The 18,294-nt window shown below is 40.2% G+C and carries 15 protein-coding genes and 2 tRNA genes; 9 read left to right on the top strand and 8 right to left on the bottom strand.

Features of this window, described 5'->3' with window-relative positions; genetic code table 11:
• Nucleotides 1-61 precede the first annotated feature (61 nt).
• Entirely contained in the window at nt 62-1,711 is a 1,650-nt protein-coding gene (locus BMX11_RS03700) for a DUF4172 domain-containing protein (protein WP_090881556.1), read from the top strand.
• Nucleotides 1,708-2,217 (top strand): YdeI/OmpD-associated family protein, encoded by a 510-nt coding sequence (locus tag BMX11_RS03695; RefSeq protein ID WP_090881554.1) that lies wholly within the window; start codon nt 1,708-1,710, stop codon nt 2,215-2,217. Before BMX11_RS03700 ends, BMX11_RS03695 begins: the two co-directional genes overlap by 4 nt.
• Before the next feature lie 1,103 nt (nt 2,218-3,320).
• On the opposite strand, the gene BMX11_RS03690 is transcribed toward BMX11_RS03695, so the two are convergent.
• From BMX11_RS03690 to BMX11_RS03655, 8 genes are all read right to left on the bottom strand, one after another.
• Nucleotides 3,321-4,049 (bottom strand): polyprenol monophosphomannose synthase, encoded by a 729-nt coding sequence (locus BMX11_RS03690; RefSeq protein ID WP_090881552.1) that lies wholly within the window; start codon nt 4,047-4,049, stop codon nt 3,321-3,323.
• Between the two features lie 131 nt (nt 4,050-4,180).
• A complete protein-coding gene (locus BMX11_RS03685; RefSeq protein ID WP_090881550.1) occupies nt 4,181-5,662 on the bottom strand; it encodes a peptide MFS transporter in 1,482 nt (493 codons plus the stop codon).
• A 13-nt stretch (nt 5,663-5,675) separates the two neighbouring features.
• Nucleotides 5,676-7,442: a peptide MFS transporter gene (locus BMX11_RS03680; RefSeq protein WP_090881548.1), complete on the bottom strand. Its 1,767-nt coding sequence runs from the start codon at nt 7,440-7,442 to the stop codon at nt 5,676-5,678.
• 146 nt (nt 7,443-7,588) lie between these two features.
• Nucleotides 7,589-8,485 carry a hypothetical protein gene (locus BMX11_RS03675; protein ID WP_090881546.1) on the bottom strand — a complete coding sequence of 299 codons (897 nt, stop codon included), beginning with the start codon at nt 8,483-8,485 and terminating at the stop codon, nt 7,589-7,591.
• A gap of 38 nt (nt 8,486-8,523) precedes the next feature.
• On the bottom strand, nt 8,524-9,699 hold the full coding sequence (locus BMX11_RS03670; RefSeq protein ID WP_090881544.1) for an acetyl-CoA C-acyltransferase: 1,176 nt from the start codon (nt 9,697-9,699) through the stop codon (nt 8,524-8,526).
• A gap of 176 nt (nt 9,700-9,875) precedes the next feature.
• Nucleotides 9,876-10,043 (bottom strand): type II toxin-antitoxin system antitoxin, encoded by a 168-nt coding sequence (locus BMX11_RS03665; RefSeq protein ID WP_090881543.1) that lies wholly within the window; start codon nt 10,041-10,043, stop codon nt 9,876-9,878.
• A 2-nt stretch (nt 10,044-10,045) separates the two neighbouring features.
• A complete protein-coding gene (locus tag BMX11_RS03660) occupies nt 10,046-10,567 on the bottom strand; it encodes a hypothetical protein (protein ID WP_090881541.1) in 522 nt (173 codons plus the stop codon).
• Nucleotides 10,568-10,571: 4 nt separating this feature from the next.
• A complete protein-coding gene (locus tag BMX11_RS03655) occupies nt 10,572-11,429 on the bottom strand; it encodes an SPFH domain-containing protein (RefSeq protein WP_090881539.1) in 858 nt (285 codons plus the stop codon).
• A gap of 118 nt (nt 11,430-11,547) precedes the next feature.
• Between BMX11_RS03655 and BMX11_RS03650 the strand changes: the two genes are divergently transcribed.
• From BMX11_RS03650 to BMX11_RS03620, 7 genes are all read left to right on the top strand, one after another.
• Entirely contained in the window at nt 11,548-13,626 is a 2,079-nt protein-coding gene (locus BMX11_RS03650) for an HD family phosphohydrolase (protein WP_394332668.1), read from the top strand.
• A 78-nt stretch (nt 13,627-13,704) separates the two neighbouring features.
• Nucleotides 13,705-13,794, top strand: a tRNA-Ser gene (locus BMX11_RS03645).
• 60 nt (nt 13,795-13,854) lie between these two features.
• A tRNA-Pro gene (locus BMX11_RS03640) sits at nt 13,855-13,928 on the top strand.
• A gap of 191 nt (nt 13,929-14,119) precedes the next feature.
• Nucleotides 14,120-15,436: a gluconate:H+ symporter gene (locus BMX11_RS03635; RefSeq protein WP_090881537.1), complete on the top strand. Its 1,317-nt coding sequence runs from the start codon at nt 14,120-14,122 to the stop codon at nt 15,434-15,436.
• Nucleotide 15,437: 1 nt separating this feature from the next.
• A complete protein-coding gene (locus BMX11_RS03630) occupies nt 15,438-15,908 on the top strand; it encodes a RidA family protein (protein WP_090881535.1) in 471 nt (156 codons plus the stop codon).
• A gap of 12 nt (nt 15,909-15,920) precedes the next feature.
• Nucleotides 15,921-17,033: a D-TA family PLP-dependent enzyme gene (locus BMX11_RS03625; RefSeq protein ID WP_090881533.1), complete on the top strand. Its 1,113-nt coding sequence runs from the start codon at nt 15,921-15,923 to the stop codon at nt 17,031-17,033.
• 4 nt (nt 17,034-17,037) lie between these two features.
• A complete protein-coding gene (locus tag BMX11_RS03620) occupies nt 17,038-18,114 on the top strand; it encodes a dipeptidase (protein ID WP_090881531.1) in 1,077 nt (358 codons plus the stop codon).
• Nucleotides 18,115-18,294: the final 180 nt, after the last annotated feature.

Here is an 18,294-nt window from a genome sequence, read left to right as displayed (position 1 = left end):
TTAATTAAATGCGGCTCAAAATATGCTTTTTTTTGAGCCGTATTTTTAGTATATTCGGCTCATGGGGTATAATTGGGAGAAAAAAGATTGGCCAAATTTTAGTTATTCTATCGCTGGTATTGAACAACAATTATATCAGTTTACTGAGATGATCGGTGAAGTAACAGGCGTTCTTAAAAGTTTACCAGACAGTGTACGCGAAGAGACCAAGTATGAAATGTTAATATCCGAAGCGATAAAAACCTCTGAAATCGAAGGCGAATTCTTCAGTCGAGAGGATGTGATGTCTTCTGTGAAGAACAATCTGGGGCTTGGAGAAAAAATGTGGTTTGTCCGGGATAAGCGGGCTTCAGCAATTACAGATTTATTGATTCATGTAAAACATAATTTCCAGGATGAGCTATCCGTTGCTGAGCTTTGGAATTGGCATGAAATTTTATTTAGAGACGCTAAAGGACTCCGTATCGGGGTTTGGAGGGAAGGAACATCTCCAATGCAAGTGGTGTCTGGTGCGATTGGTAAAGAAGAGGTACACTTTGAGGCACCAGATTCAAAAAAAGTTCCTGCCGAAATGAAGCAGTTTGTCGCCTGGTTCAATGATACTGCACCAAATAAGCGGAAAGTAATTATCGATCCCATTGTAAGAGCTGCTATTGCCCATTTATATTTTGAAAGTATTCATCCCTTTGAGGATGGGAATGGCCGGATAGGAAGGGCGCTTGCAGAAAAAGCATTGTCACAAACCTTGGGAAGACCTGTTTTGCTTAGCCTTTCCAAATCTATAGAGGCCAATAAAACAGCCTATTATAACGCTTTGAAGGAAGCCCAACAGAAGAATGAAATTTCCAACTGGCTCAGTTATTTTACAACGCTAACTTTAAATGCCCAAAGGGAAGCACAAGAACTCATAGATTTTACCCTCAGAAAAACTATTTTCTTTGATGATTTCAGATACAGGCTTAATGACCGTCAACTTAAAGTAGTTAAGCGAATGTTCGAAGCAGGGCCAACAGGTTTTGAAGGGGGGATGACGGCCAAAAAATATATGGGGATTGCCAAAACTTCAAAAGCAACCGCAACACGAGATCTCCAGGAACTCCTGGATTTGGACGTTTTTAGTTATATAGGAGAAAGCAGAGCCATGAAATACGATATTCGGGCAGTTTATGCCATCGCATTTTATCCCTCAACTGAGGTTATCAAAGAAGTTGGCGAACTGAAAAAAACGCTAAAAAATAAAATAGGTAATTATGGAAGTTGCGATGCAGAAGCACACATTACAATCTCACAACTGTTTGCCAGCGACAGGGAACTGGATGCAGTAAAAAATTGTTTACGCAACTGGAGCGCGAATCAAAAGCCTTTTGAGGTCAGGTTTAATGAGATCAAGAAATATGATAACGGTACTTTATTTATTGCGCCAGACGAACATTCAACTGCTGTTTTATCTGCTTGCATGAAATCCGTACATAAAAATATTACAATTAGGGAATTTTATCATACTAAGGTGCCTCACATGTCGATAGGTAGAAAACTTTCTGCTGAGCATATTCAAACAGCTTTTAACATGCTCCCGAATGTGGATTTTACTTTTCGGTGTGATTGCATTTCCTTGAGGAAATTAAAGGGGAAATTCTTTGAAAGAATTGAAGATTTCGTTTTTTTAGATCAACCCATTCATGAACAAGAGACTCAGCTTTTTAACTTATGATTCAGCTCAAAGCAGAAATAGAAAAATTTGAAACCATGGGCGAAAAAACTGGCTGGAGCTATGTTTTCATTCCAGAAGCGATCGCCAATCAAATTAAACCCAACAACAAGAAAAGTTTCCGGGTGAAAGGTAAAATCGATCAGATAGACATAGCCGGTATGGCCACGATACCGATGGGAGAAGGAGATTTTATTATTGCTTTGAAAGCTGATCTTAGAAAACAACTGAGAAAAGAAGCCGGTGCCAAGCTTGAGCTATATCTTGAAGAGGACAAAGACTTTAAGGTTGAAATGCCCGAAGATCTGGAAATCTGCTTGTCTCAGGAAGAACACCTGATGCAGAACTTTTTGAAACAGCCCAAATCACATCAAAACTATTTTATCAACTGGATCAATCAGGCGAAAACCGAAGCTACCAGGACCAAAAGAATTGTATTAACTATTAATGCGATGGATAAGAAAATGGATTACGGCCAGATGATACGGGAAAGTAGGAAGGAGTCTTGAAGTTAGTCTGAAGTCCAAAGTCTTTAGTCCTGAGTATAATTACGCAATTAAACAGTTAAGCAATTAAGCATTTCAACCACCGCAAAATTTAAAGGTAATAACCACCCCGCCTACGCTCAGCCTCATTCACCCCCTCCTTAAAAAGTAGGGGAGGTGGGTTCCTGATGCAAACATTTGCGAGATAATTAAGTAATCCAATAGTTGTTTAACTGTCTAATCGTGTAACTGTTTAACTGAGAATCGGTATTGCTAATAACAACAGAAAAGGCAAGTCGCCAGAAAGGCAACAATTAAGCAATTGAACAATTAAGTAATTAAACAACCCAAAAGTTCAAAGCTAATAACCACCCCGCCTACGCTCATCCTTATTCACCCCCTCCTTAAAAAGTAGGGGAGCCGGATCCCCGATGGATGCATCAGTGTAATGGTTAAAGCAATTAGATAAGCCGCTAGAAAGGCAACAATTGCGCAATTGAACAGTTAAGCAATTAAACAACCCAAAAGTTCATAGCTAATAACCACCCCCGCCTACGCTCATCCTCATTCACCCCCTCCTTAAAAAGTAGGGGAGCTGGATCGCGGATGGATGCATCAGTGTAATGGTTAAAGCAATTAGATAAGCCGCCAGAAAGGCAACAATTAAACGATTGAACAGGTAAGCAATTAAACAACCCAAAAGTTCCAAGCTAATAACCACCCCGCCTACGCTCATCCTTATTCACCCCCTCCTTAAAAAGTAGGGGAGCCGGATCCCCGATGGATGCATCAGTGTAATGGTTAAAGCAATTAGATAAGCCGCCAGAAAGGCAACAATTAAGCAATTGAACAATTAAGTAATTAAACAACCCAAAAGTTCAAAGCTAATAACCACCCCCGCCTACGCTCATCCTCATTCACCCCCTCCTTAAAAAGTAGGGGAGCTGGGTTCCCGATGATGCCTCGGTGTAACAGTTGTGCGATTAGATCAGCCGCTAGAAAGGCAACAATTAAGCAATTGAACAATTAAACAGTTAAGCAATTCAATTCCTTAAAAAGTAGGGGAGCTAGATTGCTATGCAACAATTAAGCAATTAAACAGTAAAGCAATTAAACCTCTAAGCTCCTCACCTCTTATAACTCCTAAACCAGCTGTTCACTTTCATCTGAATCACCCCTAAGAAAGCTTCTCTGAAAATTCGGGTACTCATTTTAGAGGTACCTTCGGTTCTATCTGTAAAAATAATTGGGACTTCAACTACTTTGAAACCAAACTTAATAGCTGTAAATTTCATCTCAATCTGAAAGGCATAGCCAACAAACTTGATTTTATTTAAGGGAATCGTTTCCAATACAATTCTTCTGTAACACTTAAAGCCTGCAGTAGCATCCTGAATGTTGATGCGGGTAATGAAGCGCACATACATAGAGGCAAAATACGACATTAAAACACGTCCCATTGGCCAGTTTACCACGTTAACCCCTTTAACATAACGGGAGCCGATAGCAACATCTGCACCGTTAACACAAGCCTCCCGCAGACGGGACAGGTCATCCGGGTTATGCGAAAAGTCGGCATCCATCTCAAAAATATACGCATATTTTCTTTCCAGTGCCCATCTAAAACCATAGATATAGGCTGTGCCTAAACCTTGCTTTCCAGAACGTTCTTCTATAAACAAATGACCTGCATATTCATCTTGTAATGATTTTACGATTTCAGCAGTACCATCTGGCGAGCCATCATCAATAATGAGCACATGAAAAGGTTGAGTAAGTGAAAATACCTTACGGATAATTCTTTCAATATTTTCCTTTTCGTTGTAGGTGGGGATGATAACTAGACTATCTGACACGTTTTGCTTTTTTAAATTTTAAACTCTTGCCTTGAGGTTTTCGCTTTTAAAGGGGCGAAAGTACGTATTTAATATGAAAAAACCCGTTTCAACATAGCTGAAACAGGGTTAAATTCTGTTCAAATGAATGTTTATTTCACTTGTTGCATTAATTTTCTGATCAATGGCGAAATAATAATCAAGGCCAGTCCGGCAACCAGCGCATAGATTGCCAGTTGTTTATAACCTTCGGTGTAATCTTGTAGCTTTGTTATCAATGAACTACCCTCTGAAGTAGACATTTCTGCTCCAATTTTGCCTGCTGCAAACTGACCGAAAGCACTGGCCAGAAACCAAAGTCCCATCATCATTCCAAATAGCCGCTTTGGAGCAAGTTTGGTAATGATCGACATGCCAATAGGTCCTAAGCACAACTCGGCAAGTGTTACTACCAGGTATGCTAAGGTGAACACATTCAATGAAGTAATGCCATTAACATCAGCAAAAAACCTCGTAGCGTAAAATATATAAAATCCGCCAGCTAGCAATAAAAATCCAATTCCAAATTTGATAACGGTATTAGGCTCAATTTTTCGTTTAGCCATTAACAACCAGAGAATACCCACAATAGGGCTAAAAATAATAACGAATAAAGAGTTTACGCTGTTGTTAACCACATTCGGATCAGCTGAGAAGAATAGCAGTTGATGTGAGAAGTTATCTTTTGCAAATAGAGACAGAGAACCACCGCTTTGTTCGTAAATGGCATTGAAAAGGAAATAGCAAAAAATAAAAAGAAAAGCTGCCAGCAACTTGAACTTTAATTGTTTCTCTCCCAATTTGAAGGTTTCATAAAGGAAGTAAATGATGGCAACAGTTCCTATGGTGTACATGAAGTAATCAGTATATGCGGTATTTCTAACCATAATAAAGATTAGTGGAATACACAGCAATGAACCAAAGTACACAGCTATTTCATATGCTTTTTGTTTTGTTTTTTCTAAATGCAAAAGTGGCGAGTTGCCAATAGGTCCTAAATATTTTTTAGTAAAAATAAAGGTACTTAAACCGAAAGTCATCACCAATGCGGCCGACAAAAAGCACAGGTTCCAGGAATAATACTTGCCCAAATAGATACACATGGCCCCGCCTAAAAGACCTCCCACATTAATGCCTGCATAAAATAAGCCGTAACCAGCATCCCTGCGATTATCCTTTTCATGGTATAATTCACCAACCATGGAGGAGATATTTGGCTTGAAAAAACCTGTTCCTATAATAGAAAGCGTAATGCCAGTGTAGAATAGATCGTGCGGTGAAAAAGCCAGAATCAGGTTTCCAATTATCATTAGGGAACCACCCCAGAAAAGAGATTTTCTAAAACCTAGAATCTTATCGGCAAAAATTCCACCAATGAAAGTAAAGGCATAAACAAAAGCTTGAATAGCTCCATACTGCAGATTTGATTTTTGATCAGATAAATGCAGTTGGTCGACCATGAAGAAAGCCAAAACTCCACGCATTCCATAAAAACAGAAGCGTTCCCACATTTCAACCAAAGATAAATACCATAATTGCTTAGGGTATTTACCTTCGAAATTTTGAATATCTTCCAGAGATAATGTTTTTTCCATTATAAGTATGCGATTATTTTACGCCGTGCATCAATTTTTTCATGATTGGCGTTAAGAGCATGATAAACAAGCCCAAACCAACAGGAATTAATGTAAAAATTAAGAAGAACGTTTTCATCGAATACTGTGCTGTAATTTCGTCAATCATGCCGCCCATGGTTCCAGCAATTTTGTTTCCAATGGCGATAGCGAGATACCAGATACCGAACATGATTCCGATCATCCTTCCCGGTACTAATTTCGAAACGTAAGAAAGGCCTACAGGAGAGATGAATAATTCGCCCAGGGTGTGGAATAAATAAGCCAATACCAGCCAAATCATACTAATTTGAGCAACTTTAGCACCTGCAGGGATACTGCTTGCGCCATAAGCTAATGCACCAAATCCGATTCCTAAAAGAATCATACCGAAGCCATTTTTGAATGTGGCAAAAGGGTTGTATTTACTTTCCCAGAGTTTAGATACAATAGGGGCGCAGGAAATGATAAACAATGAATTTAAACTCCCAAACCATGATGCCGGAACTTCCGTTTTAACATCATAATATTGGTTCTTTAACATATAAATGATTAAGATCCAGATCAATAAAAATCCTACAGAAAGAATAATATTTCCTAAAGCATATTTCCCAAAAGTTTGTCTGAATAATCTAAGCAGTACATAGGTGATGATCGATAAAGGAATAATGGTAATCAACGTGTTGATGACATTAAACACAATTTTCGAATTACCATCTAATACACGATCGGTATAATCCCTTGCGAAAAGCGTCATTGAACCTCCGGCTTGCTCAAAAGAAGCCCAGAAGAAAATGGTTATAAAAGCCATTATCACAATAGCAATCATTTTATCTCTTACTATCGGACCATATTGGAATATCCGCTTAACCAATAAAATAATAAAGAGCACCAATGCCAGCAGAATTACAAATTTATCACCATTTAAAGGTCCAACGGTGAAATTAAAGAGGTTTGAACCTGTAATTTTGGAAATCGGATCATTGATTACCCAAACCAGGCCTACAATAGAAATAAGGGCAACCATAACCAGGTCAACCGCCGAGAATGGATTTCTTTTGGCTTCCGCAGGATCTTCATTTTCGTCAACCACAACAGCGTCTTTTTTAGGTTTTAAGCCGATACTACCAAAGATATTTCTGGTGAAATAGAATTGAAGCATACCTACAAACATAAATATACCCGCTAAACCGAAACCGTAGCTCCAGCCCATGTTTTCGCCAATGTAACCACAAAGAATCATGCCTAAGAAAGCGCCCGAGTTTACACCCATGTAGAAAATAGTATAGGCTCCATCTTTCTTTTCAGGATGTTTTTTGTACATCTCAGATAAAACAGAAGTCATGTTAGGTTTGAAGAAACCATTTCCCAGTACCAGTAAGCATAAGCCCAAATACATGAAAAAAGGATGGAACTCTATGGCCATACTCAAGTGACCCAATGTCATAATTAAGGCACCAAGGATAACTGCCCATCGGTATCCCAAAACTTTATCGGCCATGTAACCACCTAAAATGGGTGTTAAATAAGCCAATGAGGTATAAGAACCGTAAACTGAAAGTGCATTGATGCTATCCCAACCCCAACCTGGATTGGTAACCCCAAACATTTTAGTGGTTAAAAAAAGTACTAGTAAAGCACGCATTCCATAGTAGGAAAATCTTTCCCACATCTCGGTAAAGAAAAGTACAAATAACCCGGATGGATGACCAAGTACTTTACTGCTAAAGAAATCGTCCTTAGTTTCAATTGTTGTTTGCATAAAACATTTGTTGGTTTTAGTTTATGAATTCAGAATTTGTGTGTTGTATAAGTTAGTTTAGCAGGGCGCAATATAGGGAGTGAATGGCAAACTCACAAATTTTTAAGCCCCGCACAAGGTAATGAAGCTGTTAACAAAGGATAATGTTAGAATTTTCTGACTGGTTTAACATTCTTTTTAGGATCGGCATACAGCTCGTCATGCGCATTCGGATCGTTATTGAGTTCGATATTTTCTAAGAGCTTCAGCTTTCCGCCAATAATTTTAAAGCCATCAAAGGTACCGTCAGAGCCATAGTATTGGTATTTGCCAACCATCTCCGGATCAAATGGCGCAATATGGTCAAGTACGATCATGCCTGCTTTATTATCCGCTTTAAGGGTCATGGCGTTTGATTTGTTATATTCAAATATGACCCTGTTCTTTCCTTTTAGTTCTTTGCTTTCAAATACCGGTGCGCCAAAAGAAACTTTATCCTGATTAAAAGATAAAATTTCAATTACCTTTTTAGTCGTTAATGATGTATTCCCTTTCCAACCCAATAATATATAGTAAGGTAACCTGCTTGCAGAGGTAACTGGGATAACTTCGTAATACCTGGCACCAAACCATTTCTGATTATCCAGAATGCTGTTTGGATCTGAAATGTTTTCTGTCTGATCAATTAATGGCAGAAGTTTAAGTGAGCCATTATTGGTATTTAGCTGTATTGTACCATAATATCGATAGGTTCCATTTTCCAATTGAACATACCAGCTTAATATCCTTAAATTTCTGTCGGGAGATTTGATTACCGAAACGTTCTTTAAGGAATCAAACTGGTAGGCAAAAGAATTTGGAGTTTTTAGAGACTCTACCAGCGTTTTTACAAATGTACCGTTTAGCGCAAGCTTTTTATCGTCAGTTTCTGCCTTTACTACCTCGTTGGATAGTTTAATTAAGGAATCCTGAAAATTATCCAGCTTATTCGGCGATTGCTGCGCCATACCCCTTGAAGTAATTAAGCTGAAAAGTAAAAAGAGAAAAAAGCAGCTGTTCTTCATGCCTTGCACTAAACGATTTAAGTTTTTGGTATAATAAGTTAAAGTTTTTCGATCACTATTGCGCTTGCGCCGCCACCTCCATTACAAATGCCTGCTACACCAATTTTGCCATCTTTTTGGGCTAAAACTGACAGTAATGTTACTACGATTCTTGCGCCGGAAGCACCCAGTGGGTGACCCAGAGATACCGCCCCACCGTTTACATTTACTTGATTTTCGTTGAGGTTAAGCTTTTGGTTATTGGCAATAGATACAACGGAAAATGCTTCATTAATTTCAAAAAAATCTACATTTTGAATGTCAATTTGAGCTTTTTGCAAGGCCAGGGGGATAGCTTTTGATGGTGCAGTAGTAAACCATTCGGGTGCCTGCTGGACATCTGCAAAGCTTAAGATTTTAGCTAAGGGTTTAATTCCAAGAGCCTTGGCCTTCTCTGCACTCATGATGATTAATGCAGCAGCACCATCATTTAATGTTGATGCATTTGCAGCAGTAACGGTACCATCTTTTTTGAAAACAGGCTTTAAACCTGGTATTTTATCAAATTTTACCGCTGTAGGTTCATCATCCGTATCAATAATGCTGATTTCTCCTTTACGATCTTTTACTTCTATAGGAATAATTTCTTTAGCAAACTTTCCGGCAACCTGGGCTGCCTGGGCTCTTTTGTAAGATTCGATGGCAAATTTATCCTGATCTTCTCTGCTGATGTTACATTCGGTAGCACAAAGCTCTGCAGCCGAGCCCATGTGGTAATCGTTATAAACATCCCAAAGGCCATCCTTAACTAAACCATCTGTAATTTGACCATGACCTAAACGATAACCATTTCTGGCCTTATCTAAATAATAGGGCACATTACTCATACTTTCCATACCACCTGCAACTACAATGTCCTGATCGCCATTGGAAATACTTTGCGCTGCAAGCATAATGGCTTTCGTGCCTGATGCACAGACTTTATTAATAGTGGTGGCAGGAAGATCTGGTAATCCGGCAAATTTTGCTGCCTGCGTAGCGGGTGCTTGCCCCAGATTAGCAGACAATACATTGCCCATAAAAACTTCCTGAATATCTTCTGGTTTAAGTCCGGCTTGTTCAATAGCTGCTTTAATTGCAAAACCTCCCAATTGGGTAGCCGAAAACTGAGCTAATGAACCTCCAAAACTGCCTATAGGCGTACGTACAGCTGAAACAATTACAACTTCTCTCATGAGTATATTTTTTATGAATCTTGGTTAGGCTGCTAAGTTAGGTATTTTGATTTAATTAGTTTATTGGTTCAATAGTTCAATAGTTCAATAGTTCATTAAAACTCAATCATTCAAAATTCAACATTCTAAATTCAACATTCACTCATTCTCTCCTTGAGACCTTCACTCATTTAATTTTATTCCTCTTTACTTTTGCCCTTTTTTCTTGATTTCAGTGCCTGGGTGAGGAGAAATTCGATCTGTCCATTGGTGCTGCGAAATTCATCAGCGGCCCAGGTTTCTATTTCCTTTAAAAGGCTGGGGCTGATTCTTAATACAAAAGCTTTTTTATCTTTCTCTGCCATGCTTATTCAATCGCTTGTATATTGTACCTGATTTTTAAGTTGATGAGGAACATTTCGAGTGCCTCTAGTTTATTGGTGCTGAAAAGTAATTTCTTGCCGTTTTTAAATTCGAGCTGAAGCCCCTTGTTCTTATCATTCAGAATGTAGGCCTTATCGCGAAACTTAAACCACAACCTTATTCTTGTTCCATAACCACCATATTCCGACAATGCATCGTATTTTCTGATGTAGGCCTTATCGAGGCTTTTCAATGTGAATAAGCAGGTTTTAGTATGAAAGGGAAAGTACCGATAGGAGATGCCTTCCTGGTTAATATGGAGTGTAAGTTTGTTTTTCTGGATAAGAAAAATGATTATAAAAGGGAGTATAACTGCCCAAAGCGGTCCAAAATAATTATCCTTTAACTGTTGAAGGCTCATGCCTCCCTTATCAAAAAGAACAATGCTCAGCACTATAGTGGCATCTACACCTAAAATAATGTAGAGCCACCACAATTTCAGGTTTTGTTTTTCCTCAAATTCCATGGCTTTAGTTATAAAGCGTTCCGGTGTTTACTACAGGCTGAACGTGTTTATCTCCACAAAGCACAACTAATAAGTTGCTTACCATGGCTGCCTTACGTTCTTCATCTAAATCTACAATTCCTTTTTCAGATAGTTTTTCCAATGCCATTTCAACCATTCCCACGGCTCCTTCAACAATAAGCTTACGTGCAGCAATAACAGCAGTAGCTTGCTGACGCTGAAGCATAGCACTTGCAATTTCAGGGGCATAGGCCAGATGGGAGATTCTGGCTTCCAGCACCTCAATACCGGCTCTGGACAATCTTTCGTTTAACTCTACTTCCAGCAAGTCGCTTACTTTTTCAGCGCCATCCTTTAAGGTGATAGAGTTTTCTTCGCCCTCGGCATGATCATACGGGAAGATGTTAGCTAAGTGTCTAACAGCGGCCTCACTTTGGATATTTACATACTGCATGTAATTTTCTACAGAGAAAATAGCTTTTGCTGTTTCATTCACCTTCCAAACTACTACAGCTGCAATTTCGATAGGGTTTCCGAGTTTATCATTAACTTTTAATTGCTGGCCGTTAAGGTTGTTTGCCCTTAAAGATACCTTGCGTTTGGTTGTTAATGGATTTACCCAAAAGAAACCATCTGTTTTTACTGTACCCACGTACTTTCCAAAGAGGGTTAATACTTTAGATTCGTTTGGGTTATTGATAATTAATCCCGGTAAAACCAGAAAGAAATTAAAAGCGAGTAAACAGCCTCCCCAAATAAAACTTTGTGTTACAAAACAAAAGATGGCAGCGCCCAATAAAGCCAGAAACAAGGCGAATGTTAAATATCCAGATGGTGGATTAATAATTTTTTCTTGATACATGATTGATATTAATTTGATATCATAAAGTAAAATATAATATTTGGTAATTGCAAACGAAACCAGTAAAATGTATATTAGATAAAAATGTTATTTTTGACTCCACTATAAATATATTGTTTTGGCAAAAATCAAGAGAAATTCCCATAAGATCCTTTACCGTAAATACTCCTCCAACCTTAAATATGTAATGATGGTGATTACGGTTTTCATCATTACCCTGTTTTTACCTAAGCAGCCACGCTTTAGGTACGAGTTTGAGCGCAATAAAGTATGGATGAATAAGGATCTGATTTCCCCTTTCAGCTTTGCCATTTTAAAAACCAATCCGCAGGTTACTACAGATAAGAAAAATGCACTAAAAGATGTGCTTCCTGTTTATCAGCTAGACCCTGAGGTGACTGCAAATGCCCTGGAAGAATTTTCCAATGAGTTCGATATAAAATGGAAATCGACACAGCTGGATGAAAAAGATAAAGTGCTTTACAAAAATCAGGGCTATAAAATCTTAAAAGATATATATGATAGGGGGATTATTGGCTTAAATGTAAAGCATTTGGGTGGAGCAAAGAATTACGATTTCTCGCTGATGTCTCACAATGTAGGTAAGGATCGCAATACGCAGGATGTTTTTACCGCAGAAACCGCCTTATTGTATTTTAGAAGCAATTTCAAAGCGCCAAATCAGGTGATGGCAGATTTGGTGGCCAACCTGGCAGAAGATCACATCACACCCAACATTATTTACGATGAACGTTTAACACAGGTTATTCAGGATAATACGGTTAATAATGTTTCTACTACAAAGGGGATGGTTCAAAAGGGCGAATTGATTGTGGCTAAGAACGATGTAATTACTGATGAAATTTACCAGAAGTTAGAATCCTACAAAGCAACGTATGATGCACAAACCAAGACAATCGGTAGCCGAACGCTGGTTTATGTTGGTCAGGTGGTGCTGGTTGCATTTATTCTAACCATATTAATGTCTTTCCTTTTTCTTTTCAGGAAAGATATTTTCGCCGATAACCGACAGCTTTCTTTAATCCTTATTGTTACCACAGGAATGCTTCTGGCGCTAACCTGGGCCTTGAAAATGAATATTGCCAGTTTGTATTATATTCCATTTTGCGTAGTACCTATTATCATCAGGATTTTATTTGATACGCGACTGGCCTTATACCTTCACATGCTGGTGATCTTGATTGCGGGCTTCTTTGTGGCGAATAGCTTTGAGTTCGTTTTCTATCAGGTAACTGCGGGGATGGTAGCCATCTTTAGTATAAAGAATTTTGTAAAGCGCGAAAGGTTCCTGGTATCGGCACTTTTTATACTTCTGGCTTATTTTGTAGCCTTTGTGGGTATTGCACTTTTACGGGAAGGTTCCCTTCGGGATATTGAGTGGATTAACTTTGTGCCTTTTATTTTCAGTGTACTCTTGTCATTATTGGCCTATCCATTGATTTATTTATTTGAGCGAATATTCGGCATTACGTCTGATGTGGCGCTCATAGAGCTTACCAATACCAACAATAAGTTATTGCGTGAATTGGCTTTTAAAGCGCCAGGAACGTTTCAGCACTCTTTACAGGTAGCTAATCTTGCAGAGGCAGCTATCTTTAAAATTGGAGGTAATTCTGTTCTGGTTAGGGCAGGGGCATTATACCATGATATTGGTAAGGTAGATAATCCGCAATACTTTATTGAAAACCAGAATACGGCCGTAAGTCCGCATGATAAATTACCTTATGAGCAAAGTGCACAGATTATTATTCAGCACGTACATAAAGGAATTGAGATTTTAAGAAAAAATCAGATACCGGAAGCAATTATAGATTTTATTCGTACGCACCATGGCAATACGAGGGTGGATTATTTTTATCAGTCATTTTTGAAAAATTCGCCGGAGAAATTTGTGGATGAAAACATTTTCAGATACCCGGGACCGATTCCATTTAGTAAGGAAACTGGTGTTTTAATGTTGGCAGATTCGGTCGAAGCAGCCTCAAGAAGTCTGAAAAATCCCGATGCTCAGAATATAAATGACCTGGTTGAACGGATAATTAACTACAAATTGGAGCAAAATCAGTTAGACGACTGCGATTTGACGTTAAAAGATATTGAAACTATCAAATTGATATTCAAGACGATGCTGATGAGCATCTATCATGTGCGCATAGATTATCAACAAATATTGTAATTTTTTTTTGAAGAATAGGTTGTTTTACTATATTTGCACACCGAAAAACAACAACGCTTCGGCGAAATTGAAAAGGAAGGTGAGGTGCCTGAGAGGCCGAAAGGAACAGTTTGCTAAACTGTCGTACTGGTAACGGTACCGCGGGTTCGAATCCCGCCCTCACCGCCAAAACAAAAATGATAAACTCGTTTGTCATTCCTCTGAAAGAGGTAAAAGGTGATACCTAATCGGGGTGTAGCGTAGCCCGGTATCGCGCCACATTTGGGATGTGGAGGTCGTAGGTTCGAATCCTGCCACCCCGACTTAAAAGCCCTCTAGATCTTAAGATTTAGAGGGCTTTTTGCTTAATTTGAATTTTTCTGGGCTAGGGCAGGCGGCACCAAATACCTAACCTTCTTCAATTTAATAAGGCCAACATCCCGCTGAAAAAGAAATAATCCTTATTTTGCAATGAGCTATAGATCAATCTTACCGATGAAATCATTGTAAATACATGACCCTAATAATCGTTTTAAGCTGTATTGCACTGTTAATCTTAATGATTGCAGTATTTAAAGTTAATGCATTCCTGGCCTTTCTGGTGGTATCGTTATTTGCAGGCATAGGCCTTGGTTTACCCTTGCCTCAAATTGCTGCTGCAGTAGAAAAGGGCATCGGCGATGTTTTAGGTTCGCTGGTAATCATCATCACCACAGGAGCTATGCTGGGCAAGCTGGTTGCCGAGAGTGGTGCTGCACAGAAAATTGCCCAGGTGATGGTAGGCGTGTTTGGTACCCGCTACATTCAATGGGCCATGGTAATTACCGGTTTTGTGATAGGAATTCCATTGTATTACGGAATAGGGTTCGTACTCATGGTGCCCTTAATTTTTTCGATAGTTTACCGGTATAAATTACCTGCCATATACATCGGATTACCCATGCTTGCCGCACTATCCGTTACCCATGGTTTCTTGCCTCCGCATCCCTCGCCGGCTGCGTTGGTGGTTCAATTTAAGGCCAACATGGGGCTTACGCTTGGCTACGGAATGTTAGTAGCCATACCGGCCATATTAATTGGCGGACCTCTTTTCGCAAAAACACTTAAAAAGATTCCTTCTAACCCAATGGCTTCATTCACTGCCAAAGAACTACCCGATCAAGAGCTGCCTGGAACTTTTATCAGTTTGTTTACGGCTTTATTGCCCGTTATTTTGTTGGGATTGGCTGCGCTGCTCCCGTTGGTACTGCATCCCGACTCATCACTTATTCCGGTTATTACCTTTTTGGGGCAACCTTCTATTGTAATGCTGCTGGTATTGATTTTGGCCAGTTATTTTTTAGGGATTGCAAGAGGGAAATCAATGGATTATCTCTCGCAAATTTTTGGCGATGCCCTGAAGGATATCGCGCTTGTGTTATTGATTATCGCAGGTTCGGGGGCGCTGAAGCAGATTTTGACCGAAAGTGGTGTGAGTAAGGAGATTGCCGGCTATTTGCAGGTATTATCTGTCGAGCCCTTGCTTTTGGGATGGCTGATTGCCGCATTGATCCGGTTTTGCGTGGGTTCGGCTACCGTTGCAGGACTTACCACGGCAGGGATTATTCTACCCCTCATGACCGCCACTCATACCGATCCGAATTTGATGGTATTGGCGGTTGGCGCAGGGAGTTTAATGTTCTCGCATGTGAATGACTCCGGCTTTTGGCTGTTTAAGGAATACTTTAACCTCAGTTTAAAGGATACTTTTCGATCATGGGCACTCATGGAGACCATAGTGGGAACAGTTGGCCTTATTGGCATACTTTTATTGAAAACAATAATATCATAATATGGAAAATTTAACTGCAGATGCGCGTTTTGAACAACTTGGACTTAGTTTACCCCCTGCACCAGCACCTCTAGGGGTTTATAAACCATGCCTGGTGGATGGAAAATACTTATATCTCAGTGGCCATGGTCCGGTGAGAGATGATAAGTCGTTGATTATCGGAAGAATTGGAGAAGATATGAACCAGGAAGAAGGGAAACTGGCCGCAAGACAGGTTGGCCTAACCATGCTATCAACCATTAAAAGTAATTTAGGGAGTTTGAATAAAGTGAAAAGAGTGATCAAAGTACTGGGTATGGTTAACTGTACCCCTGATTTTGAAAAGCATCCTTTCGTTATTAATGGTTGTAGTGAGCTTTTTGCCGAGGTTTGGGGCACTGAAAATGGCATTGGCGTTAGAAGTGCTGTTGGTTTCGGTTCGCTTCCTGATAATATCCCGGTGGAGGTAGAAGCCCTGTTTGAATTATATTAGGAAATCACCACGATGATAAGAGATGAATGGTATTTGATCAACAACCCTCACGTTGTGGAATCACCGGGTCTTGTGTTTTATGTTGACCGCATTGAGGACAACATTAAGCGGGTGATTTCGATGATTAATGATCTGGAACGGCTTCGCCCGCATGTGAAGACGCATAAATCTATTGACCTGAGCCGACTGATGATTGCGGCCGGGATTTCGAAATTCAAATGTGCAACAATTGCTGAAGCAGAAATGCTGGCACAGGCGGGAGCCAAAGATGTACTGTTAGCTTATCAGCCTGTTGGGCCAAACATAGACCGGTTTATGGCCCTTCAGCTTAAGTATCCGAATAGTAAGTTTAGTTGCCTTGTCGATGATAAGAACATTGCAGCGACTTTGAATACCCTTTCTATCGCCAATGGACTAAAGAGTTCGGTGTGGATTGATGTTAATGTGGGGATGGACAGGACTGGCATTCTTCCTGCACAGGTGGTCAAACTTTTTTCTGATTTACAGCAGCTAGATCATTTAATCTTTAAGGGCTTACATGCTTATGATGGTCATGTTCAAGAAACTGCGTTCGATATCCGTAGAGAGCAGGCTTTGGAAATTATATCCTTGCTAAGGAACTTACAAGCGGAGATTACTGCTAGATCTGGACATCAAGTTTCGGTTGTAGCGGGTGGGAGTCCTACCTACACAGTTTACAACGTTGAAAGTGATTTTGAATGCAGTCCGGGGACCTTTGCACTTTGGGACAAGGGATACCAGGAAGCTTACGAAGAACAGCATTTTGCATGCGCGGCTTTGGTAATTTCAAGAATTGTTTCCCTGCCCGAGCCAAACCTGATTTGTTGTGACTTAGGACACAAAGCCGTAGCTGCAGAGAAGAGCCTGGATCGAAGAGTCGTTTTTCTTAATGCTCCGGCGCTTAAGGTAGTTAGTCAGAGTGAAGAGCATTTAGTGTTGGATGCGGGTAATGAACATGCTTTTCGGGTTGGTGATTTACTTTATGGTTTGCCCTATCACATTTGTCCAACAGTGGCGCTGTATGAAAGTGCCACTTGTATTAATACCGGCCTGGCCGGAAAAAGCTGGCCAATCAGTTCAAGAAAAAGAAAAATAACCATATAAGCCTATGTTTACGATAGATGCGCATCTCGATTTAAGTATGAATGCCCTGGAATGGAATCGTGACCTCCGGCAGCCACTTGCCGAGATCAATAAGCGGGAAGCAGGAATGAAGGATAAACCAGATCGGGGAAATGCGACTGTATCTTTCGCAGAATTGAGGCGAGGGAATATTGGTTTAGTGGTAGCCACACAAATTGCAAGGTTTGTGGCACCAGAAAATCCTTTACCAGGCTGGCATTCACCAGAACAGGCCTGGGCACAAACGCAGGGACAATTGGCCTGGTATAGGGCTATGGAAAAATGTGGTGAAATGGCGCAGATCAGTTCCCTGCCAGATTTAGAAGCTCACATTCGGCTATGGGCTCAAGCGCCTTCGGAGGCTGAACATCCAATCGGGTATATTTTAAGCTTGGAGGGAGCAGATTCAATTGTTTCTATAGAGTATTTGCAAACCGCTTATGATAGCGGACTCAGGGCGCTCGGACCTGCACATTATGGACCCGGGCGATATGCACAAGGTACTGATGCAACTGGGAAACTAGCACCAGGAGGCTATGCCTTGCTCGCTGAAATGGAAAGACTCAACATAATATTAGATGCCACACACCTGTGCGATGATAGCTTCTGGGACGCTCTTGATCATTTTAATGGTCATGTATGGGCCTCGCATAATAACTGCCGGGCATTGGTGAACCACAACAGACAGTTCAGTGATGAGCAGATTAAGGAACTGATATCACGCGGAGCGGTAATTGGTGCAGCCCTGGATGCCTGGATGATGGTTCCAGGATGGCAGAGGGGCATTTCAAAACCTCAATCAATGAACTGTAGCCTTGAGGTCATGGTAGATCACATCGACCACATCTGCCAGCTTGCTGGAAATGCAGAACATGTAGGCATTGGATCGGATCTTGACGGTGCGTTTGGAAGGGAACAATGTCCATTCGATTTGGAGAGTATTGCAGATCTGAGTAAACTTCCGGATTTATTCGCCAATCGGGGCTATAAGCAGCAGGATATTGAAAACATGATGCACGGAAACTGGCTAAGGTTTCTTCGTAAGGCCTGGGCAAAGTCATAAGCACTAAACGCCAAATTTTTTCTTCTCATTTATATTGATGCGGTATTAAAAATACAATTCAGCCCTTGCAGACTCTTCTTATATTTTTAGCTTTGCAATCGATACAAAACACAGAATCACTATTTTTTGATTACCATTACCCCATCAGTGGCCGGTAAGTGTCATGAAAAAGATGCTGTT

It is taken from the genome of Pedobacter rhizosphaerae (assembly GCF_900111155.1).
Lineage (GTDB): Bacteria > Bacteroidota > Bacteroidia > Sphingobacteriales > Sphingobacteriaceae > Pedobacter > Pedobacter rhizosphaerae.
Note: the sequence above shows the minus strand (reverse complement) of the source record. Positions and strands in the feature narration are given on the sequence as shown.